The sequence below is a fragment of the Chloroflexia bacterium SDU3-3 genome (genome assembly GCA_009268125.1).
In the GTDB taxonomy this organism is placed as follows: Bacteria; Chloroflexota; Chloroflexia; order Chloroflexales; family Roseiflexaceae; genus SDU3-3.
Genome location: WBOU01000009.1, coordinates 71369 through 97239 on the forward strand (window position 1 = coordinate 71369; position 25871 = coordinate 97239).

General features: G+C 67.8%; 17 protein-coding genes and 4 pseudogenes. 1 reads left to right on the forward strand and 20 read right to left on the reverse strand.

Annotation, left to right across the window (positions count from 1 at the left end):
• Positions 1-8: 8 nt before the first annotated feature.
• The 16 genes and pseudogenes from F8S13_15985 to mraZ form a co-directional block, all read right to left on the reverse strand.
• Positions 9-1220: an FtsQ-type POTRA domain-containing protein gene (locus F8S13_15985; protein ID KAB8142048.1), complete on the reverse strand. Its 1212-nt coding sequence runs from the start codon at positions 1218-1220 to the stop codon at positions 9-11.
• A gap of 8 nt (positions 1221-1228) precedes the next feature.
• Positions 1229-2323: a D-alanine--D-alanine ligase gene (locus F8S13_15990; GenBank protein KAB8142049.1), complete on the reverse strand. Its 1095-nt coding sequence runs from the start codon at positions 2321-2323 to the stop codon at positions 1229-1231.
• Positions 2324-2442: 119 nt separating this feature from the next.
• Entirely contained in the window at positions 2443-3321 is an 879-nt protein-coding gene (gene murB / locus F8S13_15995; protein ID KAB8142182.1) for a UDP-N-acetylmuramate dehydrogenase, read from the reverse strand.
• Positions 3322-3386: 65 nt separating this feature from the next.
• On the reverse strand, positions 3387-4664 hold the full coding sequence (locus tag F8S13_16000; GenBank protein ID KAB8142050.1) for a tetratricopeptide repeat protein: 1278 nt from the start codon (positions 4662-4664) through the stop codon (positions 3387-3389).
• Positions 4665-4771: 107 nt separating this feature from the next.
• Entirely contained in the window at positions 4772-6181 is a 1410-nt protein-coding gene (gene murC, locus F8S13_16005; protein KAB8142051.1) for a UDP-N-acetylmuramate--L-alanine ligase, read from the reverse strand.
• 12 nt (positions 6182-6193) lie between these two features.
• Positions 6194-6829, reverse strand: a complete 636-nt coding sequence (locus tag F8S13_16010; GenBank protein ID KAB8142052.1) for a hypothetical protein — start codon at positions 6827-6829, stop codon at positions 6194-6196.
• Positions 6826-7956 (reverse strand): annotated as a pseudogene (locus F8S13_16015) (UDP-N-acetylglucosamine--N-acetylmuramyl-(pentapeptide) pyrophosphoryl-undecaprenol N-acetylglucosamine transferase). Before F8S13_16015 ends, F8S13_16010 begins: the two are co-directional and overlap by 4 nt.
• A gap of 25 nt (positions 7957-7981) precedes the next feature.
• A complete protein-coding gene (gene ftsW, locus F8S13_16020) occupies positions 7982-9304 on the reverse strand; it encodes a putative lipid II flippase FtsW (protein KAB8142183.1) in 1323 nt (440 codons plus the stop codon).
• A 44-nt stretch (positions 9305-9348) separates the two neighbouring features.
• Positions 9349-10323 carry a rhomboid family intramembrane serine protease gene (locus F8S13_16025; protein ID KAB8142053.1) on the reverse strand — a complete coding sequence of 325 codons (975 nt, stop codon included), beginning with the start codon at positions 10321-10323 and terminating at the stop codon, positions 9349-9351.
• Positions 10205-11611, reverse strand: a complete 1407-nt coding sequence (gene murD / locus F8S13_16030; protein ID KAB8142184.1) for a UDP-N-acetylmuramoyl-L-alanine--D-glutamate ligase — start codon at positions 11609-11611, stop codon at positions 10205-10207. The genes F8S13_16025 and murD overlap by 119 nt, the downstream gene beginning before the upstream one ends.
• A 44-nt stretch (positions 11612-11655) precedes the next feature.
• On the reverse strand, positions 11656-12747 hold the full coding sequence (locus F8S13_16035; protein KAB8142185.1) for a phospho-N-acetylmuramoyl-pentapeptide-transferase: 1092 nt from the start codon (positions 12745-12747) through the stop codon (positions 11656-11658).
• A gap of 89 nt (positions 12748-12836) precedes the next feature.
• A complete protein-coding gene (gene murF / locus F8S13_16040) occupies positions 12837-14300 on the reverse strand; it encodes a UDP-N-acetylmuramoyl-tripeptide--D-alanyl-D-alanine ligase (GenBank protein ID KAB8142054.1) in 1464 nt (487 codons plus the stop codon).
• A 71-nt stretch (positions 14301-14371) separates the two neighbouring features.
• Positions 14372-16213 (reverse strand): penicillin-binding protein 2, encoded by a 1842-nt coding sequence (locus F8S13_16045; protein ID KAB8142055.1) that lies wholly within the window; start codon positions 16211-16213, stop codon positions 14372-14374.
• A gap of 120 nt (positions 16214-16333) precedes the next feature.
• A pseudogene (locus tag F8S13_16050) lies at positions 16334-16672 on the reverse strand (hypothetical protein).
• 58 nt (positions 16673-16730) lie between these two features.
• Complete coding sequence (gene rsmH / locus F8S13_16055) at positions 16731-17705, reverse strand: 16S rRNA (cytosine(1402)-N(4))-methyltransferase RsmH (protein ID KAB8142056.1); 975 nt, start codon at positions 17703-17705, stop codon at positions 16731-16733.
• Between the two features lie 87 nt (positions 17706-17792).
• Positions 17793-18230 (reverse strand): division/cell wall cluster transcriptional repressor MraZ, encoded by a 438-nt coding sequence (gene mraZ, locus F8S13_16060; protein KAB8142057.1) that lies wholly within the window; start codon positions 18228-18230, stop codon positions 17793-17795.
• A 294-nt stretch (positions 18231-18524) separates the two neighbouring features.
• Between mraZ and moaC the strand changes: the two genes are divergently transcribed.
• Positions 18525-19004: a cyclic pyranopterin monophosphate synthase MoaC gene (gene moaC / locus F8S13_16065; protein KAB8142058.1), complete on the forward strand. Its 480-nt coding sequence runs from the start codon at positions 18525-18527 to the stop codon at positions 19002-19004.
• 69 nt (positions 19005-19073) lie between these two features.
• Here the strand turns inward: moaC and F8S13_16070 are convergent, their stop codons facing one another.
• The 4 genes and pseudogenes from F8S13_16070 to F8S13_16085 all read right to left on the reverse strand — a co-directional run bounded on the left by F8S13_16070 (position 19074) and on the right by F8S13_16085 (position 25869).
• Positions 19074-20420, reverse strand: a complete 1347-nt coding sequence (locus tag F8S13_16070) for a hypothetical protein (protein ID KAB8142059.1) — start codon at positions 20418-20420, stop codon at positions 19074-19076.
• Positions 20421-20532: 112 nt separating this feature from the next.
• Positions 20533-21450 (reverse strand): annotated as a pseudogene (locus tag F8S13_16075) (recombinase).
• A gap of 240 nt (positions 21451-21690) precedes the next feature.
• A pseudogene (locus tag F8S13_16080) lies at positions 21691-23073 on the reverse strand (recombinase).
• Positions 23074-23937: 864 nt separating this feature from the next.
• Positions 23938-25869: a hypothetical protein gene (locus tag F8S13_16085; GenBank protein KAB8142060.1), complete on the reverse strand. Its 1932-nt coding sequence runs from the start codon at positions 25867-25869 to the stop codon at positions 23938-23940.
• Positions 25870-25871 lie beyond the last annotated feature (2 nt).

The following is a 25871-nucleotide window of genomic DNA, read 5'->3' on the forward strand; positions in this document are numbered from 1 at the left end:
CGCGGCGCTCAGCCTTCATTACGGTAATACGGTGTCTGTGGCCGTAGATCGAGTAGTGTAAATACCGATCCGTCTTTTAGCAAACGATCCAGCACGACCAATTTCTCATCGAGCCGTTCGCTCGTTCCAAAGATGATCGTCTTGTTGTCGGGGGCCAGCACGTAGACCCCCTTATCATCCGACCAGTTGATACTGATCGGCTGCACCCCAGTCTCGGGCGTGAGCCGCAGGGCCAGCGCGTTGGCGAGGCTCAGGGCGTCGCTGTCGACGTAGTCGTTGGGCTTGAGCGCCTGGGCGCTGTGGTCCTCGATCACCAGCGTGTCGCTCACGGCGGCGGTCGGGTCGGCGTCGCCCAGCACGCGCCCCGAGGCATCCACAAAGAACAGGCTGCCGCCGTTCTTCCAGCGGATCTGGGGCCGCCGCTCGACCACATCCACCAGCAGGGTGTCGGGCAGGGCCACGCTGGCGCTGGCGTCGGCGATGTAGGCGCTGGCCTTGAGCCGACGCACCACCTCGGCGGTGTCCACATACCAGATCGACTGCTCGAAGGCATCGGCCTGCTTGATCACATCGGCTGGCTTCATCACCTCTGCGCCATCCACCTGCACGTTCTGCACCGTGAAGCGGTTGTTGGTGAAGATGTAGACGATGCTGAAAAGCGAGACCACCAGCAGCGCAGCGCTAGCCACGTGGCCGCTGGCCACCCACTCGGCCAGGGTGTGGCGCGGCCCCGGCGTGGCGGCCTCGGCGGCGGCGGGCCTGCGGCGCGGCCCTGGCCTGGCCCCCAGGGGCTGCGAGCGCAGCTTGGGTGTGGCGGCCTCGGCGGCCTTGCGCGGCCTCGCGGGCTTGGGCGCGGCCCCAGCGGCGGGGGTCGCGTGGTCGCCGCCCCTGGGCGGGGCGCTGACCGCCACCGCGTGGTCGCCGCCCTTGCGCGTGCGGGGCGCGGCGGGCTTGGTGCTCTCGGCTACCGCCTTGGTGCTCTCATCCGCCGCCTTGGGGGCGCGCGCCCTGGTGGGGCGGGGCGCGTCGCCTGGCGCGGCGGGCGGGGCCGCGCGCGGGCGTGGCGGGCGGGGGCGGGCGGGCTTGGCGCTCTCGGCTGCCGCCTCCTTCTCGCGCCGCCGCGCCTCCACGCGGTCGCGGGCCGTCAGCGGGCTGTGCTCGGGGTGCACCGCGCCATCGGCGGGCTGCTCGCTCTGTGGTTTTTTGCGCCTCTGCTCCATGTGCTGCGCTAGGCCTTGGGGTGGCGCTCAAGCGCCAGCTCGATCAGCCGATCCAGCAGGGCGCTGTAGCTCAGGCCGCTGGCCTCCCACATCTTGGCGTACATGCTCAGCGGGGTGAAGCCCGGCATGGTGTTGACCTCGTTGATGTAGAGCGCGCCAGTGTCCTTGTCCATCAGGAAGTCAACGCGGGCCAGCCCAGCGCCGTCGATCGCCTTGAAGGCCAGCACCGCCAGCGACTTAATCTCCTCCATCTGCGCGGGCGTGATCGGCGCGGGGATGAGGATCTGCGACTCGCCAGCCAGGTATTTGGCCTCGTAGTCGTACCACTCCTTCGACGAGACCACCTCGCCGGGCACGCTGGCCTCGGGGGTGTCGTTGCCCAGCACGCTGATCTCCAGCTCGCGCACGTTCAGGCCCTGCTCCACCACGATCCGGCGGTCGTAGCTGGCGGCCAGGCGCAGGCCCTCGGCAAGCTCCTCGCGGGTTTTGGCCTTGGAGATGCCCACGCTGCTGCCCATGTTGGCGGGCTTGACGAACATCGGGTAGCGCAGCTGCGACTCAAGGGTATCGAGCGTGGCCTCGGGGGCGGCCTGCCAGTCGACGCGGCGGACAAAGGCCCAGGGCACCTGCGCCAGCCCGGCGGCGGCAAAGGCGGCCTTCATCATGGCCTTGTCCATGCCCACCGAGGATGCCAGCACGCCGCAGCCCACATAGGGGATGCCCGCCAGCTCGAAGAGGCCCTGCACGGTGCCATCCTCGCCGCGCGGCCCGTGGAGCACAGGGAAGACCACATCCAGCGGGGCCTGCGAGGATTCGAGCAGGAAGCCCAGGCTGCTAGTGGAGGCGGCCAGCGCACTGGTGGGGGCGGCGCTGGGCGCGGCCTGGGGGCCGCCGGGCAGCAGCGCGGCGTCGGCCAGCGACTCGATCTGGGCGGGGGCCTGCTCGCCAGCGATCCAGCGGCCATCCTTGGTGATGCCGATCGGCAGCACCTCATATTTCTCACGGTCGAGCGCGCCGAGCACCGCCCGCGCCGACACAATCGAGACCTCGTGCTCACCCGACTGGCCGCCAAACAGAACGCCAACCCGTATTTTCTCGGACATGAGACAAACCCTTCGTATCAGAGCATACAGAAGCGCCAGGCCCCTGTGGATGAGAAAGCGATCTCAAAACGATCCGCTCACTGAGAAGGCTACCACACAAGGGCATATTCTGCACGCCGCTAGCGCATGATCTGCACCTCTAGCTCCAGATCCAGGCCAAACTCGGCCCGCACGCGCTCGCGGGCCATGTCGATCAGGGCCAGCACATCGGCGCTGGTGGCCCCGCCCATGTTGATGATGTAGTTGGCGTGGCGCTCGGCGATCTGGGCGTTGCCCACGCGCGCACCCTTCAGGCCCGCCGCCTCGATCAGGCGGCCCGCGCTGTCGCCGGGCGGGTTCTTGAACACGCTGCCGCACGACTGGCCGTGGGGCGTCTTGGCGCGGCGCTGGACCGAGGTCTCGGCCATGGTGCGGGCCAGCTCCTGCGGGTCGGCGCGGCGCATGGCGAACTCGGCGGCCAGGATGATCGGGCGCTGGCTGGCCGAGGCCGCGCTGCGCTTGAGCGCGCTGGTGCGGTAGCCATAGCCCAGCTGCTCGACCGGCCACTCCTCGATCTGGCCGCCCGACCACAGCCAGGCGCGGCGCAGCACGGCGGCCACGCTGCCGCCGTAGCAGCCCGCGTTGCCGTAGATAGCCCCGCCGATGGTGCCCGGCAGGCCCTCGGCCCACTCTAGCCCGGCGTAGCCCTGGTGGGCCAGCTTGCGGGCGGTGCCCGCCATGGGCGCGCCGGCATCCACCCGCGCCAGCACGGTGTCGCCCTGCTCGTCGATCTGGGTGGCGCTGGCGCGGTAGCGCAGCACCAGGCCCGGGAAGCCCTCATCTAGGGCCAGCAAGTTGGAGCCACCGCCCAGCAGGAACACCGGCAGATCGCGCTGGGCAGCCCAGCCGAGCAGAGATGCAAGCTCGGCTGGGCTGCTGGCGTCGGCGCGGTAGCGGGCGGGGCCGCCGATCTTCCACGATGTGTAGCGCGATAGCGCTTCTTGTTCCGAAATAATCAGTTCCATATCTATCCGAAGTCACTCGCGCTGGCAATAGGCAAAAAGTCCGGCATCGGCCCCAAAACCTAGCGATCCACACTATCCATGGCCATATAGCCCAGCCGCCTGCGCAGCGCCGCCGCCTCCTCGGCGTGGCCGAGGCCCTGGCGGATGCGCAGGGCCTCGGCCCAGGCCCGCTCGGCGGCATCCTGCGACTCGGATGCCTGCAGCAGGTCGCCCTGGTGCTCCAGGGTGCGGGCCAGGGCCACCTGGTCGCCGGTGTGCTGGGCCAGGGCCAGGGCGCGGCGGTAGTAGCCGCCCGCCTCGGCGTAGCGCCGCAGGGCCACGTAGGCGTCGCCCAGGTGCAGCAGCGACACGTGCTGGCCGCGCACGTTCTGGGTCTGCTCCTCAAGGGCGCGGGCGCGCTCGTAGTGCTCGATGGCGCGGTCGGTGTGGCCCAGGCGCTGCGCCACCATGCCCAGCAGGCTGTTCGAGCGGGCCAGGCCCACGGTGTCGCCGATCTGCTCGCGGATGAGCAGGCCCTCCCGCCCAACCAGCTCGGCCTCATCCATGCGGCCCTCGGCCAGCAGGGCCAGCGCGATCTTATCCTTCAGCATGGCCTGCCCCAGCGGGCTGGCGCGGCCCTGCTCTAGGCCCAGTGCCTTCTGGTAGAACACCAGCGCCTCGCGCGAGGCCGCCAGGGCGCGGTAGACATCACCCATGCCGGTGAGCACACGGGCCAGCTTGATGCGGTCGTCGGCCTGCACGTGCTCTTCTTGGGCGGCCTGAAGGCCCTCTAGGGCTTCCATATGCCTGCCCTGGAGCTGGTAGACCTTGGCCAGGTGGAAGTGCACCTCGGCCTCGACCGCTCCGGCGTCCTCGGTCTCGGCCAGGGCCAGGGCCTCGGCCAGCGTCATCTCGGCCTGGGGCAGCTGGTTCAGCTCGCGCTGCATGCGGCCCAGCGCCACCAGCGCGTGGGCCTGGGCCTGCCTGCCGCCGTGCTGGCGGGCGGCGCGCACCATGCGCTCGGCGTAGCCCAGCGCCTCGCGGTACTGCCCGCCGAACTCGAGCACGGCCAGCGCCGCGCTGTAGGCCCGCAGCTCGTAGGCGCGGCGCTTCTGCAGCTTCTCCATATATTCTAGGGCGCGCTCGACCCAGCGCCGCGCAGAGGCGAAGTCGAGCTGGGCGATCATGGCCTCGGCCACAGCGATCGCGCCATCCACCGCCGCCCCGAACTCGCCAGCCTGCACCCAGTGCCAGACCAGAGTCTCGCGCCAGCCTGCGGGCGCGTGTGCATCCACCGCGTAGCGCGCCATCATCTCGCGGGCGACTTTGCGGTGGAATACTGCTCCGTCATCGCTCATGCGTACTGCCTTTACTTGGGCATCTCTACCATATCCGGGTGAAATCTGCTCTCATCCATGATATGACTTTGGCCCATGACAGGGCAGTGGGCAAGATGACCGTTGTATTACAGCTGCCCAGCGCGTCGCGCCAGAATGAGCGATCCGACCGCGTGGCCATCGCCAGCGCCCAGCGTCAGCAGCACATCGCCGGGGCGCAGCAGCGCCGCGATCGCCTCGGCGGCCTGGGCCACGCTGCCCGCCGCCGCCACATCCGGGTGGTGGATGCGGGCCACCAGCTGCTCGCTGCTGACGCCCAGGGTGTTCTGCTCGCGGGCGGCGTAGATATCGCCCACGCGCAGCACATCGGCGTCGCCAAACGCGTCGGCCCAGTCATCCAGCAGCGCCGCTGTGCGCGAGTAGGTGTGGGGCTGCAGGTAGACCACCAGCCGACGGCCAGGGAAGCGGCTGCGGGCCGCCTGGAGCGTGGCGCGCACCTCGCTGGGGTGGTGGGCGTAGTCATCCACCACATCCACGCCGCCCGCCGCACCCTTGTGCTCGAAGCGGCGGTCTGCGCCGTGGTAGGCGGCCAGGCCCTCGGCGATGGCCTGCGGGCCGACGCCCAGCGCCACAGCGGCGGCCAGCGCGCCCATGGCGTTGCGCACGTTGTGCTGGCCATACAGCCCCAGCAGGAAACGGCCCAGGCTGCGGGTGGCGAATGTGCGCTGGTCGTAGCGCCACACATCGAAGGATGTGCCCTCGGCGTCAGCGCGCACGGCGGTGGCGCTCCAGTCGAGCAGGGCACGCCTGCACGAGACCGGGTCGCTGCCCAGCGCCTCGTCGATGCCGTAGAGCGTGGTGCCCTCGCCGCCCACGGCCCGCAGCGCGCCCTCGTCGTCGCCGCAGGCGATCACGCGGCGGCGGTCGGGCACGGCGCTGGCGAAGGTGCGGAACGCCTCGTCGTACTCGGCCTGGGTGGGGTAGATGTCCACATGGTCCCACTCGACATTCGTCACCACGGCCAGCGCGGGCGTGAGCGCCAGGAAGGTGCGGTCGTACTCATCGGCCTCCAGCACCAGCGGCGCGGCGGGGTCGCCCCAGCGGGCGTTGGTGCCCAGCGCGGGCACATCCGCGCCCACCACAAAGCCGGGGTCGCGGCCATCCTTCAGCAGGATGAGGCTGAGCAGCGCGGTGGTGGTGGTCTTGCCGTGGGTGCCCGCCACCGCGATCACATCGCGCTGGGCCGACCACTCGCGCCAGAGGTCGGCGCGCTTCTGCACGGGGATGCCCGCCGCCCGCGCCGCCGCCAGCTCCACGTGGTCGGGCCGCGCGGCGGATGTGGTGAGCACCACATCGGCCCCGCGCACAAACGCGGGGTCGTGCCCCTGGTGCACGGTAGCGCCCCGCGCGGCCAGGGCGGCGGTCAGCGCGTTCTGCTGCGGGTCGGAGCCGCTGACCGCGTGCCCCTGGTCGAGCAGCACATTGGCGATGGCGCTCATGCCCGCCCCGGCGATGCCGATGATATGATAGTGAGCCACGTTGGTTTTGTCCTAGCCCTTCCAGATGTTCGGCAGCCGCAGCACCGCCAGCACGCCCAGCACCAGCAGAATGACCACCAGCATGGTCGGCACCAGGCCCAGCAGCACCTCGGGGTTCTGGAAGGTCGGCACCGAGATCGTCAGGCCCTCGGGCGGGATGGTGGGGTCGTCGCGCAGCAGCCGAAAGGAGTCGAGAAAATTATTCAGCGCGAGGAACCAGAAGAACAGCGTCGATCCGCCGAAGGCCACGCCCATCAGGCGGCCCGCCGTGGTCTTCACGCCGCGCGCCTTGCCGCCCTCGTAGGCCCAGCCGTAGCGCGTGTTGTAGACCAGGAAGGTGAGCAGCGCGAACAGCGCCATCCGCGTCAGCAGAAAGCGCCCGCTGTCGGGCGTGCCGAACAGATCGGTGGATGTGGGCAGCGAGAAATCCCCGCCGACCATGACGCGAAAGATTCTGGGGATCAGGACAATCAGCTGGCTGACCAGATCCATAAACTGCTCGGGGAAGATCACCGTAGCCAGCAGAACCAGCGCCATGCCCAGGGTGTAGCCAACCTCGATCCAGAAGCCGCGCTTCCAGCCGATGTACGCGCCGAATGCTACCAACGGTAGTAAAAGCGACTGATAGCTCTCGAATGTAAAACTCATCGCTCCGTCCTCGTGCTTGTCGCCAGAGCGTGCAGCAGCGTCGCGAGGCGGCGGGCCGCATCCGGGCGGGCCAGCGCGCGGCTACAATCTGACATGCGTGAACGTTCCTCCGGGGCCAGAAGCAGGTGCCGAACCTCTCGAAAGAGAGGGCCATCCTCCGGGCGGCCCGATCCGAGCATCGCGGCATCCTGAACCTTCACCGCCGCGCCACGCGAGACCAGGTAGTCAGCATTCTCATCCTGATGCACGAACGGGTACGGCACAAGCACCGCCGGCAGCGCGGCGGCTGGCAGCTCGGCCATGGTGGAAGCGCCGCTGCGACAGACCGCTAGGTCGGCAGCGCCAAACGCGTCAAGCATCCTGGGCGTGTTTGAATCCTCCCCCTTGCCGCTATGCAGGTACTCGTAGAGCCGGTAGCGGGCCTGCAGCTCGGCGGGCATAGCCCCGGCAGCCTCGCGCAGGAACTGGTCGTCGCCCTCGCGCCCGCACACGTGGATGATCTGGCAGATCGGCAGCAGGTGGGGCAGCAGCGCCGCGATCGCCTGGTTCACGCTGCGCGCGCCCCGGCTGCCGCCATACACAAACAGGATCGGCAGGTCGCCGCTCAGGCCGAACGCCGCGCGGCAGGCCGCGCGCTGCCGGGCCAGGCCGAACAGATCCTGCCGCACCGGGTAGCCCGTGACCACCACCTTGCGATGGATACTCTCGATCGCGCGGTTGTCATTAATATACTCGTCCAGGCGCAGATCATCCACAGGCATCTGGAAATATCGCCCAGAATCCTCGACATTGCAGGCCACCACGGTGGCGATCTTGGCCAGCGAGCGCACCGCCAGGCCGGGCACCACATCCGGCAGGTAGATCACCGTGGGGATGCCCACCGTGCGCGCGGCCACAAACAGCGGCACGCACACATAGCCGCCCGTGCCTAGGATGGCGCTAGGCCGCAGCTCGCGCAGCAGCCTGCGGGCCTCGATGGTGCCCTGCGACAGCAGCAGACTGTTGCGAGCCAGCACCAGCGGGTTGCGCCCGCGCACCGCCGCCGCCGTGATCGCGCGGAACGGCAGGTCGCTCTCGCGCGCCACCAGGCCCGACTCCATGCCATCGGCGCTGCCCACGTAGACCACGCGCGGCGGCTCGGCCCACAGCGCGCTAGGGGGTACGATCTCGCCTGCTGGGCTGGGCCGCCCGCTGGGCGACGCGGGGGCGCGCTGCGGGGCGGGCGCTTGCTCGCGCAGGGCCTCGGCGACCGCCAGGGCTGGGTAGACGTGCCCCCCGGTCCCGCCACCACACAGCAACAGTGTTCGCGAGGCTTTCTGACGTTCTGCGGACGATTGGGATGCCATCGAGTTCGTCTCCTGCACTGCGAGAAACCATATGTCGAGAGATATTCAGCAGGATGCCCGCAGCGACCATACTCATAACCAGCGATGAGCTACCGTAGCTCACGAATGGCAGCGTCAGACCCGTGAACGGGATCAGGGTTGTCACCACCGCGATGTTGATAAAGGCCTGAAACACCAGCCAGGATGTGAGGCCCACGGCCAGCAGCGCGGCGAACGGGTCGGGCGCGCGCCCGGCCACGCGGAAGCCGCGATAGGCCAGCAGCACAAAGCAGCCGATCACAAACAGCGTGCCCACCAGCCCCAGCTCCTCGCCGACCACCGCGAAAATCGCATCGGTGTGCGACTGCGGCAGCCACAGAAACTTCTGGCGGCCCTGGCCCAGGCCCACGCCGAAGAAGCCGCCGCTGCCCAGCGCGTAGAGCGCGTGGGCGGGCTGGTAGCCAGCGCCCCAGTAGTAGTCCCACGGGCCATTCAGCCACACCGCGATGCGCTCTTGGCGGAACGCGGCCACCTGCACCATGCCCAGGAAGGCCAGCCCAGCCACCGCGCCCGCGCCCACCAGATGCAGCAGGTTGGCACCGGCGGCGAAGAACACCGCCACACCGATCACCGCCAGCACGATCGTGGTGCCCAGGTCGTGCTCCAGCATCACCAGGCCGCACACCACGCCCATCACGATAGCGAAGGGGATGAGGCCGTAGGTCACATTGCCAATCTTCGCGCCGCGCCGCGAGAGCCAGTCGGCGAAGTAGACGATCATGGCCAGCTTGGCGATCTCCGAGGGCTGGACGCTCAGCGGGCCGACCCGGATCCAGCTGATCGAGCCATTCACGGTGGTCATCGACCTGGGCAGCACTAGCACCAGCACCAGCAGGCCCAAGGCCCCGGCCATCAGGTGCACCGAGTACTTGCGCCAGAAGCGGTAGTCGATGCGCTGCGCCACCAGCATGGCCACGCCGCCGATCACCGCCCCGGTGATCTGGCGCAGGATGTAGTACATCTGGTAGCCCTTGGTCTGCATGGCATCCATGAAGGAGGCTGAGTAGACCATCACCAGGCCCAGCGGGATGAGCATGCCCACCGCGACCAGAATCAGGTAGTCGGGCTTGCGCCGCGTCGTGTCAAGCATCATAGGCGTCCACCACCAGCAGAGAAAAGGCCGACCCCGCGCCGCTAGGGCACGGCCAGGATCGGCGGGTTGATAGCAAAGCCGACCAGCGCGGCCAGCAGCAGAGCCACGGCCAGCGCCCCCGGCCAGCCGAAGGGCAGAAAGCGCCGGACCACAGCCGGCGGGTAGGTTCGCTCGTCGATCGCGTAGCGCGGGGCCAGCAGCACGCCCAGCACGCCGCCGCACACCAGGCCGCCCACGTGGGCGTAGTTATCGATCCCGCCGCCGCTCAGCCCGATGAACAGGTTGAGCATGATCACCGTAACGAGGCTGCCCAGCTGCTGCTTGGCCATCTCGCCCAGCGTCTCGCGCGAGACGTAGAAAAAGCCCGCCAGCGCGCCCACCAGGCCGAAGATCGCGCCCGACGCGCCTACCGAGAGGTTAGGCGAGAAGGCGTAGGACGCCACGCTGCCCGCAAGGCCGGTGATGAAATAGATGGCCAGAAAGCGCGCGGTGCCAAAGAAGCGCTCGACCGCTGGGCCGACGGCAAACAGCGAGTAGCCGTTGAACATGATGTGCAGCAGACTGGCGTGCAAAAACATCGCCGAGATCAGCCGCCAGTACTCGCCGCTGGAGATCGCGGGGTTCCATTTCGCGCCCAGATAGTACACGGTGAGGTTATCTGGCGTAAGATTCTTTGCCACAACAACCTCAAGCACATACATCGCGATGATCAGGCCCAGCAGCACCTTCCAGGCCCACGCGCCGAACAGCGGCAGGCTCAGGCGCACCATCTGGGGCTGGCCCGGCAGCGGCTGGGCCTCGCCGATTAGCGCGTCGTCGGGCGTATCGGGGCGCTCGCGCCACTGGTTTGGTTCGTTGCTCATCGTCATTCTCCAGGGCCGAGCGCCGCGCCCCGACCTACAGCTCGTGCACCAGCCGCCGGAACTCCTCGCCACGGTGGAACTCGTTGCGGAACATGCCGAAGCTGGCGCAGCCGGGCGAGAGCAGCACCACATCGCCGGGAGCCGCGAGGGCATGCGCCGCCGCCACCGCCTCGGCGAAGCTGGCGTGCGGCCCGCTCACCAGGTCGGCCAGGGGACGGCCAGGGTGGGCCTGCTGCCACTCGGCCTCGATTGCGGCCAGCAGCTTGGGCGTCGCGGTGCCCTCCAGCAGCACCACCGCCTTGGCCCGCGCCACGATCTCGCGGGCCAGCCCGCCCAGGTCGAGCCGCTTGTCCGACCCGCCGCAGATCTGCACGATCGGCTGGGCGAAGCTGCGCAGCGCCGCCACCGCCGCCTCGGGCACGGTGGCAGCCGTATCGTTGATGTAGCGCACCCCGCCCAGGTCGCGCACGTGCTCCAGCCGGTGCTCCACGCCAGTGAAGCTGGCCAGCACCGCGCGGATGTGCTCGGGGCGCACCCCAAAGGCCAGAGCCAGCGCGCTGGCGGCGGCGGCGTTGGCCAGGTTGTGCGCGCCGATGATGGCCACCTCATCCAGCGGGCAGATCTGCAGGGGCGCGGCATCTGCCGCGTGCCACCACAGGCCGCTGGGGCCATAGGCCATGTGCGGCAGCGCCGCGCCCGCGCCCTCGGGCGCGAACCAGACCACCGCGCCGGGCGCATCGGCGGCCCAGGCCGCCACCACCGGGTCGGCGGCGTTCAGCACCACTGTACCCGCCGCGCCCTGGTGCAGAAACACCTGGCGCTTGGCCTCGCCATACGACTCCATCGTCGCGTAGCGATCCAGGTGGTCGGGCGAGAGGTTGGTGACGCAGGCCAGCTGCGGGCTTAGCCCGGCCTCGCCCAGGTTCTCCAGCGCGAACGAGGACAGCTCCAGCACCACCGGCGTGCCCGGCCCGATCTTGGGCAGCTGCTCCAGCGCCGAGATGCGCAGGTTGCCCGCCACCACAGTCTCGGGGATCTGCGCGCGCAGCATGGCCGCGACCAGGCTCGTGGTGGTGGTCTTGCCCTTGGTACCGGTGATGCCCAGGATCGGCCCCTGGCACAGCCGGAAGAACAGCGTCATCTCGGTCTCGATCTGCGCGCCGTGCTCGCGCCCGATCTGCAGGAAGCGCGAGCTGGCGGGCACGCCGGGGTTCTTGATGATCAGCTGGGCGCTGGCGAAATCTTCCTCGCGGTGCTCGCCCAGCACATAGCGCACGGGCAGGCCAGCCATCGCATCCAGCGAGCTGCGCAGCGCCTCGGCGTCGCGCAGGTCGGTCACGGTCACGTCCGCACCCTGAGCAACAAGGAAGCGGGCTACCCCCAGCCCGCCGCCGTGGACTCCCAGGCCCATCACCAGGGCGCGGGTGCCGTGTAGATGTATTCGCGTATCTGTCATATTCCTCGCGCAGCGCGCTACGCTGCGGCCTATGGGCCAGAGACCACCGCAGGCACCGCCTCGGATGCCCGCTCGGCGGGATTCGGGGAGATCGTCGCATCGGCGCTGATCGCCAGCGACATGCCGATCAGCGCGGCCACCATGCCCACCAGCACAAACCGCTGCATCACCTGGGTCTCGCTCCAGCCCAGCAGCTCGAAGTGGTTGTGCAGCGGCGACATCTTGAACACGCGCCGACCCTCGCCATACTTGTGCTTGGTGTACTTGAAATAGCCGACCTGGATCATCACCGAGAGCGCCTCGGCCACAAATACCGCGCCCACCACCGGCAGCAGCAGCCACTGCTGCGACTGGAGCGCGATCACCGCCAGCACCGCGCCCAGCGAGAGCGAGCCAAGATCGCCCATAAACACCTGGGCCGGGTAGGCGTTGTACCAGAGGAACGCGGCGCACGCGCCCACCAGCGTGAAGCTGAAGGCCATCAGGTTGGTGAACTCGCCGTTCAGCAGCGTGATCACGCCGTAGGCCGCGAACGCGATCGTCAGATTCCAGCCCGCCAGGCTGTCCAGGCCGTCGGTCAGGTTCACCGCATTGCTAAAGAACACGATGATCAGGGTGGAAAACGGAATAAACCACAGCCCGATGTCGATCGGCGCGGCGATGAAGGGGATGCGCACAAAGCCGTAGTTCGCCAGGCCGTAGGGCTTGGGCAGGTACAGCACCAGGCTGGCCCCGAGCGCGATCAGCAGCATCAGCGCCATCTTGGTGCGCGGCGTGAAGCCGTAGGTCTTCGACTTGGTGCCCACCAGCGACAGATAGTCGTCGATCGCACCGAGCGCGGCGAAGGCCACCAGCACGCCCAGCGGCAGCAGCACCGACCAGCGGTCGACCAAGTTGAAGATCAGCGTCAGGACAACCACCGGCGAGATGATGATGATCCCACCCATGGTGAGGGTGCCGGTCTTCACCATATGGCTCTGCGGGCCTTCCAGCCGGATCTGCTTGCCGATCCGCTTGGCGCGCAGCAGCCGCAGCCAGTACACGCCGCCCACCAGCGTCAGCACAAACGAGGCTGCCGCTAGCAGCAGCGCTCGCGAGACATCGGGCACTTGGATGGCCACCCAGTAATTTTCAAATGGCACGCGGGGTTCTCCTCAGAACGAGCACAGGTTGGTGCGGCGCACGCCGTGGTGCGTGGCCTCGGGCCAGCCTACGCGCTAGGGCGGGCTGGCACCTGAAGCGCCGCGACCACCTGCTCCATTTCTACGCTACGCGAAGCTTTGATCAGCACATAGTCGCCAGCCTGCAGGAGCGTCCGCAGCAGCTCGGTCGCCTCGGCGTTCGAGCCAAGAGTCCAGACCCGATCGTTGGGCATGCCATAGGCCAGCGCCTCCTCGGCGATCCAGCGCGCGCGCTGGCCCACCGCGATCAGCAGCTGCGCCACATCGGCCGCCCGCCGCCCCACCACCCGGTGCGACTCCTCCTCCACCGGGCCAAGCTCCATCATGTCGCCCAGCACCGCGATCCGCCGCCCTTCCAGATCGGCCAGCAGGTTGAGCGCGGCCAGCGACGAGACCGGCGAGGCGTTGTAGGTATCATCGATCAGGGTCGAGCCGTTGACGCCGGGCACGGCCAGCAGCCGCAGCTGGGCGCTCTGATCGCGCAGGCCATCGATGATCGCGTCCCAGCCCAGGCCCAGCAGGATGCCAGCGGCGGCGGCGGCCAGCGCGGTGTGCACGCTGTGGCGACCCAGCAGCGGCAGCTTTAGCGTCACCGCCTCGCCCGCGTGGTGGGCGCGGAAGCTGATGCCCTCAAGCCCTCGGCTCACCACCTCGTCGGCCCAGATATCGGCGGCGGGGTCCAGCCCGTAGGTGAACACCCGCGCCGTGGTGAGCGCGGCCATGGCGCGCACCCGCTCGTCGTCGTAGTTCAGGATGGCGATGCCATCGGGCGGCAGCGCCTGCACCAGCTCGCTCTTGGCCTGGGCCACCACGTCGATGTTCTGCATGCGCCCCATGTGCGAGGGGCCGACATTGGTGACGATGCCGATCTTGGGCCTGGCGATCACGGCGAGGTGCGTCAGGTCGCCCGGGCCGTAGATGCCCATCTCAAGCACGGCCACCTCGTGGCTGGCGTCGAGCTGCATCAGCACCAACGGCATGGTGGCCTCGCTATTATAGCTTCTCGGGTTTTTTAATGTGCGGTATTTGCGCTGCAGAACTGCGGCCACCACCTCTTTGGTGGATGTCTTGCCGACGCTCCCAGTGATGCCGATTAGCGTGGGGGTAAACAAGCTGCGGTGGTAGGATGCCAGCCGCTGCAGCGCGGCCAGCGGGTCATCCACCGCCACCAGCAGCGGCTCGCCCGGCTGGGCGGCATCCAGGCCCTGGCCATCGGGCGTGATCACGGCGTGGGGGAAGCTGAGGCCGAGCGCCGCCACCTTCTGCCGATCCACCAGCGCGGCCAACGCGCCGCTGCGGATGGCCTGCCCGACAAACTGATGGCCATCGACCCGCTCGCCCGCCAGGGCCACAAACAGCGCGCCCTGGCCCGCCAGCCGCGAGTCGATGGCGATATCGCCAAATTGCACCTGCTGAAGCGCGGGCGGGATGCTCGGCGTCACCCGCTGGTCCGCATCCTGTATCCCGGTCAGCAATTCCGAAAGATCAAACACCGCAGCCCTCCATCATGCATTCCCAAGAGATGCGGCGGCATTGTAGCATATGTTCCAGGGCCATATGGTAGCTAGGGCTGCGCGCTGGCGCTCACCTGGGTGACATACGGCTCCTGCCCAGGGCTGACCAGCGCCATGTCGGGGGCCAGCCGGTCGTAGCGCATCAGCTGCTCGACCACACGCTGGTACACCGGGATGGAGGACTGCAGGCCCCACTGGTCTTTCTGGGGCCGGTCGATCTTCACCAGGATGGCGTAGCGCGCATCCTCGGCGGGCGCGAAGCCCAGCACCGAGCCGATCACGTATGGCTCGTAGCTACCGTTGCCGTCGGGGATGGACGCGGTGCCAGTCTTGGCCCCCACCTGGAAGCCCGGCACCAGCCACTGATCGGAGTAGTCGCCCGTGCGCGGCCCCCACACCACCTTGGCGTAGGAGTTGGCGTTGTTCACCAGCATGCGCCGCACCGTCCAGGCCACGTCGGCGGCGATCGGCTGGCCTACCACCTGGGGCTTGGTGGACTCGCACACCTCGCCCTTGCACTTCTTCTCGATCAGGTAGGGCTTCATCATCGTGCCGCCGTTGGCGATCGCGCCAGCCATGCGCACCATCTGGATGGGCGTGACCGCGATGCCCTGGCCGTAGGCGTTGGTGTCCAGCTGGATGGGCGACCACGACTCGCTGGTGTAGTCGGGCACGATCCCCGCGCTCTCGCCCGCGATCTCGATCCCGGTGGGCTGGCCGAAGCCATACGCGTGCACAAATTTGTAGAAGGTCTCCGGCCCCTCTAGCTCGGCAAACTGCAGCGCGGCCACGTTGCTGGAGTAGTAGAGCATCTGGCCCACATTGATCGGGCCGTGGCCGCCGCCGTTGTAGTTCGAAAGCGTGGTGCCGTAGCGCCCGATCACGCCGGGGTCATCGACTAGCGTGTCGGCGGTGAAAGCCTTGCTCTGCAGGCCCGACGAGGCTGTAACCATCTTGAAGGTCGAGCCTGGCTCGTAGGTGTCGGTTACGGCGGGGCTGCGCGAGTAGAGCTGCTCGTCGAAGTCGCTATACCTGTTGGGGTCGTAGCTGGGGTAGGTGGCCAGGCCGCGGATGGCCCCGGTCTTGGGGTCCATCACGATCACGGTGCCGCCGGTGGCGCTCTGCTCATCCACCGCCTTCTTGATCTCATCCTCGATCACATGCTGCACCAGCGGGTCGATCGTCAGCTGCAGGTCGAAGCCGTCGCTGGCCGGGTTGGTCTCAGGCGGGTTCAGCCAGATCGGGTTGTTGCCCGCATCCCACTCGGCCTTGAGCGTGCCGGTGATGCCCTTCAGCTCGGTGTCGAAGTAGGCCTCCACCCCGCTGATGCCCACGCCCTCGTAGTTGACCGCGCCGATCACCTGGGCGGCGTACTGGCCCTGCGGGTAGACGCGCTTCGGCTCGGGCTGCAGCACCAGCGCCGACTCCCAGCCGTTGTCCTCGATCAGCTTCTGCACGGTCTTGGCGGCCTCGGGGGTGAGCCAGCGCGCCAGCCGATGGTAGCGGTCTTTGTCGCCCAGCAGGCTCTGCAGCTTGTCGGCGGGCTGGCCGATCGCCGCCGAGAGCAGCAGGGCCATGGGGGCCACATCATCCTGCGCGATCTGGCGGGTGTCGGCGTAGAGGCTCTCGCGGTCCACATCCATCGCCAGGGTGTTGCCCTTGCTGTCGCGGATGATGCCGCGCTGGGGCTGGAGCGTGATCGTGCGGTCGATCTCGCTGCGGGCGGCCTGGGCCAGCTCGGCGTGCTGCAGCAGCTGCACGTCGGCCAGGCGCACGCCAGTGCGCAGCGTGAGCAGCAGCACCACCAGCAAAATGGCATTGATGCGCCAGCGGCTGATGGTGATGGGGCGGGCGGGCGAGGTGGTTGGGTTCTTTGTGGTGTTTGTGGCCATAGATACCAGCGCGCGGCAGCCGGGGCTACCGCGCAGATGTTATGGTGTCGGCGTCGGGGTTGGCTCGGTGCTGCTGGGGGCGGGGGTGGCAGCGGCGGGCAGCGCGGTCGGCGTCAGCGCGATGGTCATGTAGCGCACCTGGTCGGGGGTCATCGGGCGCAGCTTCAGGGCGTCGGCGCGCTGCTGCACGTTGGAGAGCGACTGGGCCTCGGCCAGCTGCAGCTCCAGCTGGCTCTGCTCGCGCAGCAGCTCGGTCTTGCGCGCGTCCAGACGCCCAAGCTCGTAGCCGCGCGTGGCCAGGGTGCCAGTCTGCGCCAAGAACAGCAGGCTCATCAGGGCGAGGATTACCGCCGCGAGGATGAGGTAGCGACCGCCATCAAGCTGCAGGTAGCGCGGCAGCTGCAGGCGGGTCGCCCGTGCCTCGGCTAGCGGGAAAGGTTTTCGCCAATTTATCGCCATAGGCGTCTCCGATGCGTGTTGTAGTATGGTGGGCGCTCGGCTGCCGCCCTGCGCCAGGCTAGATGCGCTCCACGATCCGGAGCTTTGCACTGCGGCTGCGCGCGTTGGAGCGCTGCTCGTCGTCGCTCGGAATGATCGGCTTAGTCTGCACCAGCCGCAGCAGCGGCTCGCGCTCCTCGTACCCGGCCTCGCGCTGGCCGATGGTGGGCCTGCCGCTCTCGGCGCGGAAGTACAGCTTCACGATCCGGTCTTCCAGCGAGTGGAAGGAGATGATCGCCAGCCGCCCGCCGGGCCGCAGCAGCGACACGGCCTGGGGCAGCGCGCGCTCCAGCTGCTCTAGCTCGCGGTTGACCGCGATCCGCAGCCCCTGGAAGGTCTTGGTGGCCGGGTGGATCTTGCCCTTGCGCCCGCCCAAGGCCCGCTCGACCAGCGACGCCAGGGCCAGCGTGGTCGCGATCGGCCCCGCGCGCCGCGCCTCCACCACCGCCCGCGCGATCCGCCGCGAGCCCGGCTCCTCGCCGTAGCGGTAGATCGTGTCGGCCAGCTCGGTCTCGGGCAGCTCGTTCACCAGATCCGCCGCCGTCGGCCCCTGGGTCGGGTCGAGCCGCATGTCCAGCGGCGCGTCGTGCATGAACGAGAAGCCGCGCTCGGGCGTGTCCAGCTGGTGCGACGAGACGCCCAGATCCAGCACGATCCCGTCCACATCGGTGAAGCCGTTGGCGCTGGCCAGCTCGGCCATCTGGCCGAAGTTGCCGTGCACCAGCGTGGCCCGCTGGCTGTAGGGCCGCAGCCGCTGGGCCGCAGCCGCCAGCGCCGCCGGGTCGGCGTCAATGCCCATCAGCTGGCCATCCGGCGAGCTGGCAGCCAGCACCGCCAGGGCGTGCCCGCCGCCGCCCAGCGTGCCGTCGATGTACCGCCCGCCCGGGTGCGGCGCGATGCCTGCTATCACCTCGGACAGCAGCACGCTCATATGTCGAAACGGCGCTGGGGCTGCGCTCGCGGCCCCGCCAGACACCTGCTCGTTATCGCTCATTCAGATCGCCTGCCGCTCTATTATGCCCCAGAGATTGCCGCTGGAATATTGCACATGCGTTACAATCTTTGTGGCCCGTACTATCGGCTACATCCCTAGCTCGGCCAGCTTGCCTGCGATCGCGCCGCCGTTGACATCCAGGCCATCCAGCACCTGCTGCCAGCGCTCGGCAGACCAGATCTCGAAGTGGGTGTGCATGCCTGCGATCACCGCCGTGTCCTTATCCTTCAGGCCAGCGTACTCGCGCAGGTTGGCCGGGATGTTGATCCGGCCCTGCTTGTCCAGCGGCATGTCGGAGGCGCCCGAGAACAGCAGGCGGCGCATGTCGCGCGCCTCGGCGCTGCCCAGCGACAGCCCGCTGACCTGGGCGGCCAGCCGCTCGAAGTAGGCGATCGGGAACGCCATCAGACAGTGCTCGAAGCCGCGCGTGACCACCAGGCCCTCGCCAAGCTGCTCGCGGAAGCGCGCCGGCACGGCCAGCCGCCCTTTGTCATCGATGGTGTGTGCGTATTCGCCAAGAAACATCGCTTGACCGCCTCGAACATTCGTTCGCCACTGTTAAAGCGTTTTGCGGGAAAATTCCCCACTTTGCCCCACTTTGCCCCACTTCGCGGCTCATTATATACTAGCGGGGGCGACTTTTCAACGAATTCTGATACCATCTTGGTCCTATATTAGCCGTTGCCTCGCTGGCTACGATGCATGGTCGGTGGCAATTCTCGGCTTCCCAATCACATATGCGCTCTTTTCTCGCCCACATGTTCCGAATAAAGATTTTGTGAAGCGCTGTCATCATTTTCACCCCACAGGAGGCCCACAATGGCTGATCTGACCCACCTAGATGCCGAGGGCCACGCCCACATGGTCGATGTGGGCGCAAAGGATGTCACCCAGCGCGAGGCGGTGGCACGCGGCGCGGTGCGCATGCTGCCCGCCACGCTCCAGCGCATCGTCGCAGGCGACATGCCCAAGGGCGATGTGCTGGCCGTGGCGCGGGTGGCCGGGATCATGGCCGCCAAGCGCGCCTGGGAGATCATCCCGCTCTGCCACCCGCTGCTGCTCACCCACGTGGCCGTGGATCTCGCGCCCGGCCCCGATGGCGACGCGCTGCTGATCGAGGCCACCGTGCGCACTTCCGGCAAGACCGGCGTGGAGATGGAGGCGCTCTCCGCCGTGAGCGCGGCGGCGCTGACGATCTACGACATGTGCAAGGCGGTCGACCGCGGCATGCAGATCACCGACATCCGCCTGGCCCAGAAGCGCGGCGGGCGCAGCGGCGAGATCGTGCTGGAGGAGTGAGCGCCGCGCGGCATGCAAAAGCGGCGGGGTAGCCCCCGCCGCCTTTCGCACTGCAATGGGCGAGCGCGCCTAGCTGCCCCAGGAGAACCCGCTCAGATCCTCGGCCTTGCCCAGCTCTACCGGCTGGCCATCCACCGGCAGCCATGTGAACTTGGCCTGCGCCTCGCGGGTGTTGTACCAGATCGCCGCGCCGCTGCCATCCGGTGCCCACGCGATCTTGGTGGGGCTGAAGAACGACTCCTCGCGCAGCACCTTCCAGCTGCCTTTGGCCAGATCCAGCTCGGCGAGCTGGAACGAGGGCAGATTCTGCACATCCTCCTCGAACATGCTCGGCAGCTTGGGGCTTTCGCCCACGAAGGCCAGCACGCGGCCATCCGCTGTCTCGAACGGGAAGATCACAATCGGCACCTTGCCGCCCACCTCGCTGGGGATGACCTGCTCGCTGGTGCCGCTGGATGCGCTGGTGCGCCACAGGCCTGCCCCGTAGATATAGCGGTCGTCGCCGGGCGTGAAGGTGGTGTACAGGCTGGCGCTGTCGCGGCTCCATGCGGTGGAGATGCCGCCGAAGTGCAGATCGCTGCTGGGCTGGGCGAAGCTGACCGCAGGGCCGCCCTCGGCGGGGATCACCACTTGGTCGGACTGCTCGACCTGAAGCGAGTAGCGCACCAGCAGCAGCTTCTTGCCGTCGGGCGAAAAGGTCTGCGGGGTGTACCCATACTTGTCGGGCAGCACCTCGGACGCGGTCGTGGCGGTCTGGGTCAGCACGTCGTTGGCCTGGATGAGGCTCGGCTCGCCGCCCGCCGCCGGGATGCGGTACACGCCGCCGGTCATCGCCCCGCTGGCCGCATCCGTCTGCGAGATCGCGGTGATGAGAGCGCTACCATCGGGCGACCACACCAGGCTGGTGATGCTGCTCGCATCTTTATCAAACAGCACGGTGCGATTCTTGCCCTCACCATCGGTGGTGACCAGCGCCACGCCGCCGCCCTGCTTCTGCACCACATAGGCCAGCTGGTTGCCGCCTGGCGCGGCGGCCAGCTCGGTCACGGCCATAGCGCCATCGTCGCTCGGCTCGCTGGTGATCGTCGCGCGCGTCGTGCCGTCGCGCTCGATCCGCTCGATCTGGCCGTTGACGCCAACGTACAGCGGCGCGGGCAGCACGCCGCCCTCGGCGGCAGGCGCGGTGGCCTCGGCGGTGGCGGCGGTCGCAGGTGTGACCTCGATGATGGCGGGCGCAGTGGCGGCCTCGGTGGCGGCAGGGGCGGCGGTGGCAGCAGGGGCGCTGGTGGCAACAGGCGCGGCGGTGGCGGGCGCGCTGGTAGCAGCGGCCTGGGGGGCGGCGGGCGCACCGGCGCACGCGGCCAGCGCGCAGATCGCCGCAGCGCCAAGCGCCACGCGGGGGAGCAGACGAGCCATGGGGCATCTCCTTCGCTTCAGGGCATTCGAGAATCCACCCAATACAACGAGCGGCGGCGGGCAATTTGGCCCGCCGCCGCTCATATATCACATGGTGTGCCGCCAGAGCGCGCTAGATCAGGTCGATCTCGCACGAGCCGGAGGAGCAGGCCAGCTCCATCGCCGCCGTGGTCAGATCCTCTTCCTCGTAGCGCCAGACCTTCGAGAAGTCGACCTCGGGGAAGGCGGCGGCTAGGCGCTCGTACTCTTCCTTCTCGATCTCCACATACGGCATCTGGGCGTAGTTGGCATCGAACGACGGCAGGAACGACAGGCCGCCGATCTGCTCGCGGTGCTCGTACACCCACTTCATCAGGTCGATCACCTCATCCGGCTGGTACGTGATCGTGCAGCTCGGGTTGTGGTCGGTCCACTGCAGCTTGTTCTGCAGCCAGAACTCGCACTGCTCGATGGCCGAGCGACCGTTGCGCGTGATCGCGGTCTCGGGTGCCTTAACCGGGAAATGGATAACCCAGGTGTTGGCGTTCTCGGGCGTCTGGCCGTTCTCGGGGTCCATCGGCACGCCAGCGTCGCGCAGCACCTTGAACAGCGGCGAGTGGACGGCCACGCGCACGTTGCGCACGTAGTAGGGTGCCCAGCGGGCGTGCAGGCCCGACGAGCAGTTCAGCAGCTGCGACGAGTTGCCCGAGGGCTTCACGCAGGTGATCGAGGCCGACTGGTTGATGCCCAGCGCCTGCGCGGTCTCCAGGTTCACCTGGGTTGCGATCTCGCGCAGCTGCGCCTTGATGCTGCCATCCTGCGCGGCGGGGCTGTCCATCTGGCCGGTGATGTCCACGCCCAGCAGCCGCTCCTCCTCGCAGTTCTGCTGCCACATGGGGCGCAGGCCGGGGAAGTGCGTGGCCATCGACTGGATGGAGCCGATGATCGTCGCGACCTCCACCTTGTCGCGCAGGCTCTCGAAGTCGTCGTCGGCGCGGGCCACCGCCGCCGTCAGGTTGCAGAACTGCCAGGGGCGCAGGTTGATCTCACCACCACATCTGTTAGCCTACCGCTGCTGCGGTAGCCTGCGGTCATTTCTGCCGCAGTCTGCACCTTCTTCCCGTGCGTTATAGGTGCAGGTCAGAGCGCATCACCATCTCGATTGAGATGCCCTTTGTCGCTCGTTCGCGCCTTCCCTTTCGGGCTGTGCGACGGAGTTATCCACGCCTGGACTTCCTCCGTTATTCAGGGTTTTCATAGGGGGTCGCCCGCCCTATGCCGCTAGGTTTAACGGGTTGGTGCCAAACTCGGCTTCTGTACGCCGCGCGGGCTTAAGGCGGTTGGCCGCCTCGCGGTTGAAGATGCCCGGCTCGCCGCGACCGGAGTCCACCATCTCCATGAACTGCTTGATAAACTCGTGCTGGCCCAGGCCGCCGTTTGGCCACACCACCGAGTTGTTGGCGTTCCAGCGCTGGCTGTTGTCGCGCTCGAAGTCGCCCGACTTGGCAAGCCGCATCTCCTCGTCGTCGTAGTCGAACAGCGAGATCATGGCCGTGCGGCGCACGCCGCCGCTCACCGCCGCGTTGCCCACCGCGCACATGATGTCGTGGGCGTCCAGCGGGCGCAGGAAGCTGCCCTGGCGGGCCAGCACGCGCGAGCGGGCGAAGTTGAGCATCTGGCGCAGCGGCTCGGGGCCGGATGCGCGCCCGCCCTTGGTGCGCAGGGCCACGCCAGCGGCGCGCAGCTGCGAGAGGTCGAAGGTCACGTCGCCGCCATCGAACCAGCGCTCCATGCCGAAACGCAGCGCGTCGGCCCAGCCCTCGGCGGAGTCATCCACCACCATGTGCGCGGGCGCGAGGCCGCTCTGGCGCTTGATGCGCGGGAAGCTCTCGACGTACTTGCTCTCGACCGAGAAGCCCACGCCGCAGCCCGCCATCGAGATGATCAGGGCCTCGACGAACGAGTCGATCGACTCGACCGGCTGGTACGAGCAGTTGTAGATCGCGATGTTGTTGCGCCGCGCCGCCGGGCCGGCCATGGCCAGCAGGCGCATCGAGGGCATCGAGCGCATCTCCAGGATGCTGCGGCGGATGCGCTCGTAGGTCTCGCGGGGCAGTCGCGACCCGGCTAGCTCGTAGAGGTAGTCGACGGCGCGGTCCACCGTCTCGATCCAGGTCTCGCGGCGGCCCAGGTCGTAGTTGAAGCGGGCGTACTTGTCGAAGTACTGGAACTGCTGCAGCGTGGTGGGGAAGTACTGCTTCGACTCCTCGAAGGCCTGGCGCACCTTGGTGGGCACCGGGCGCTCCTTGCGCTGCTGGGCGTGCTCGGCGCGGTAGAGGATGTAGCGCTTGGCTGCCTCGAACTCGCCCGCCGCCTGCAGCACCGTCTCGACGATGTCCTGCACCTCTTCGACCGAGGGGGTCTTGTCCGCCGATTTGGCGGCGAGGATGTTCACCACACGGCGCACCAGGTCATCGGCAGGAGTGGCCGGGGTGCGGCCAAAGCTGGCGAAGCAGCGCGCGATCGCCCGCTCGATCCGGTCGGAGTCAAAGCGAACCACGCGCCCATCGCGCTTGGTGATGGTGGTGGGGACCACAAGCCCGGCGTCCTTGGCATCCAGCGGCGGGGTCTGGCTCTCGTTAAGCTCCTCAGCTAGGATCGTCTCAATTGACATAGATCTCACCTTAAAAACAATACAGAGCATGAAAGAAGTCCATCTAGCTCAAAGATCTGCGTTTAGAGACAGAAATGAGAGCCAAATGGCACGAAAATGACAATTGCTACAGAGAGTAATGATCAGCTATATGCGGGGCAGATAATCTAGATACAGTACACATAATAAATATACACACTATATCTAGAACATTCGGAGTGTACCATAGCATATTTAGATTGTCAACCGTAGAACATCAATAAACAAATGCAGATATTTATTTTATGCAAAGTAAGAATAACACAAGAGCGTAGTAAATACGTTTCTCTAACATAAATCAAAAAAGCAGAATATTTTTACAATACTCTGCTTTGAGCGCTCTTCTTTTCCTAACTTCAACCCACTTATTGAAAGCGACGCCCGCAAACCATCCCCATCATACCGCCTTAACATGAGGATCAGCGCGTCTCGCCCCAAACAGTAAACCCAAAGGCGATAAAAAACCGCGCTGTCTTGGATCAAACAGCTCGGCGGCAGAGAGTGCTCTTTTGTAAATGATATTGTGTTACGTCAAGCCACACACATCGTTGTGCAGTTGACCGCGCAACCCATTCTATGGCGAGCAAACTTGCCATAAAATCACAACATCTTGTGTCAGGTATCGGTAGATGCCCTACATCTAGGTGCGACTATAGCATAGCCAACCGCCGATGTCAAGCGCCCACCCACACAAAACTCTTTACACTCACCAGACTACTACCCACCATACATGAACACTCGCCATGCCCGCAAAAAGCCCATTGCTGCACCCACTTCTGCTTTACAAGTGCGGCCCTATGCGCCATAAAGCGGCGGCTCAACCCACCGCCCCAGTGTAAAAATCTCTTAATCGTTATCTCTGAAAATGCCACGCAGCCGGGCAGCACCCCAGCCACACAGCCCAAGCGCGGCGGCCAGCCACGCGGCGGCAAGGGCCGCATTGGGTAGCGCCGGGTAGCGCGTGTGCGCCATGTACCACCACCAGAAGTCCCAGTGGGCGTAGCGGTGATCGGTCATCCAGTAGCGCGCCGCCGTCACGTCATTGGGCATGGGCGGTATGGCGAAGGGGTCGCCCCGCAGCGCCAGCGGCTGCCCGCCCGCCGTGGCCTGCACAGCCAGCACCTGCACGCCCAGGTGCTCGTCGCGCTTCCCCCCGAAATCCACTGGATCCCAAGTGGTGGATGCGATCTCCAGCGTGCTAGCGCGGTCGGGCAGGCTCAGGCGGTAGGCGCGGGCCGGGCAGGGCGCGTGCTCGCCCACCACCTCGCGGCCATCCAGCAGCAGCCGCACGCGCACCTCCTGCGGGGCGGCGCAGCTGCTCAGGCGCAGCAGCAGCGCCACCGGCCCGCCCGTGGGGCGCACGGCCAGCTCGGCGCGCTCCAGCGTCCAGCGCGGCAGCTGGGGCCGCTGCTCGTCGTTCGTGCCCCAGCGCGAGCCGGGGACGGGCGTCGGCTCGCCCTCGCTGTAGGAGAAGCCCGAGCGGAGGGCCACGCTCGCGGGCGCGAGGAAGCGGTCGTAGAGCCGCCCGGCGCGGTCGGCGATCAAGCCCCAGTGGATGAGGATGGCCGAGTCGCCCACGTTCGCGGCGCTCACTTTGTCGCTATGGGTCAGGCTGAAATAGTTGTTGAGGTTGACCAGCACCCCGGCGGCCTGCACCGGCAGCGCCACGGCCACAGTCAGCGCCAGGGCCAGCCTGCGCCAGCGGCGCGCGCCCAGCTCGGCCAGAAACGCGGCCAGCGGCAGCGCGGCGAAGGGCAGCGCCACGTTCAGGAAGCGTGGCCCCCAGGCCCCGGCCCCCTCCCAGGCCCACCACGCGGCGTAGAACAGCACCTGGGCCATGAACATCGCGCCGCACAGCAGGGCCACATCGGCGTGCCGCCGCCGCATGAGCCACATGCCCAGCGGGGCCAGCGCCAGCGGCGGCGCGTACCACAGGATACCCCGCCCTGGGCTCCACAGCTGGCCGCTGAAGCCGCGCCAGAACGGCGTGGTGAAGCCCCCGCCGATGTCGCCGTAGCCGCTGCGCAGCGGGCTGCCGAACAGGGCGTACTGGTACCAGCCCAGCAGGCCCAGCGCCACCAGCGCGCCCGCGCCCCAGGCCGCGCAGCGCAGCGCGCCCGCGTGCCAGCGCCGCGCCCGCACAGCATCGGCCAACACCAGCAGCCCGATCAGCGGCAGACCCATGCCAGCCTGGATCTTGATGGCGGCGGCCAGCCCGCCCAGCAGCCCCGAGGCGGCCAGCAGCGCCAGCGCGCGCGGGCCGCGCCGCGCCGCCAGTGCCAGCGTGAGCGAGCCGAACAGCACCAGCGCGGTCAGCGGCTCGGCGAAGAAGGTCTTGCTGTGCGGCCAGGCCATAGTGCCCAGGCCGTAGAGCAGCGCGGCCCCCACGGCGGCGCGGCGGCTGTAGCCCAGCTCGCAGGCGGCCAGCACCACCAGCGCGGCCACCGCCGCCGTCACGCACGGGTTGAACCAGCTGATCGCTAGGCGGATGAGCCACGGCCCGGCCTCGGCGGGCCAGAGCGCGCCCAGCGCGTGGCCCGCCGCGTAGAACGGCAGCGCCGCGATCGACTGGGCCGGGCCGTAGGTGCTGTAGACGGGGGGCGACCCGGTGTTGAGCGCGAAGCTGTGGCGTAGCGCCATGCTCTCGGTCAGGCTCAGCATCATTTCCTCATCCACGGCGTAGGGGTGGCCGCCCGTGGTCAGCAGGTAGATGCCCAGCAGCAGGGCGAAGACCGCGATGGCGGCGCGGCCAGCGCGGGCGGGGGCGGGGTGGTGCATGG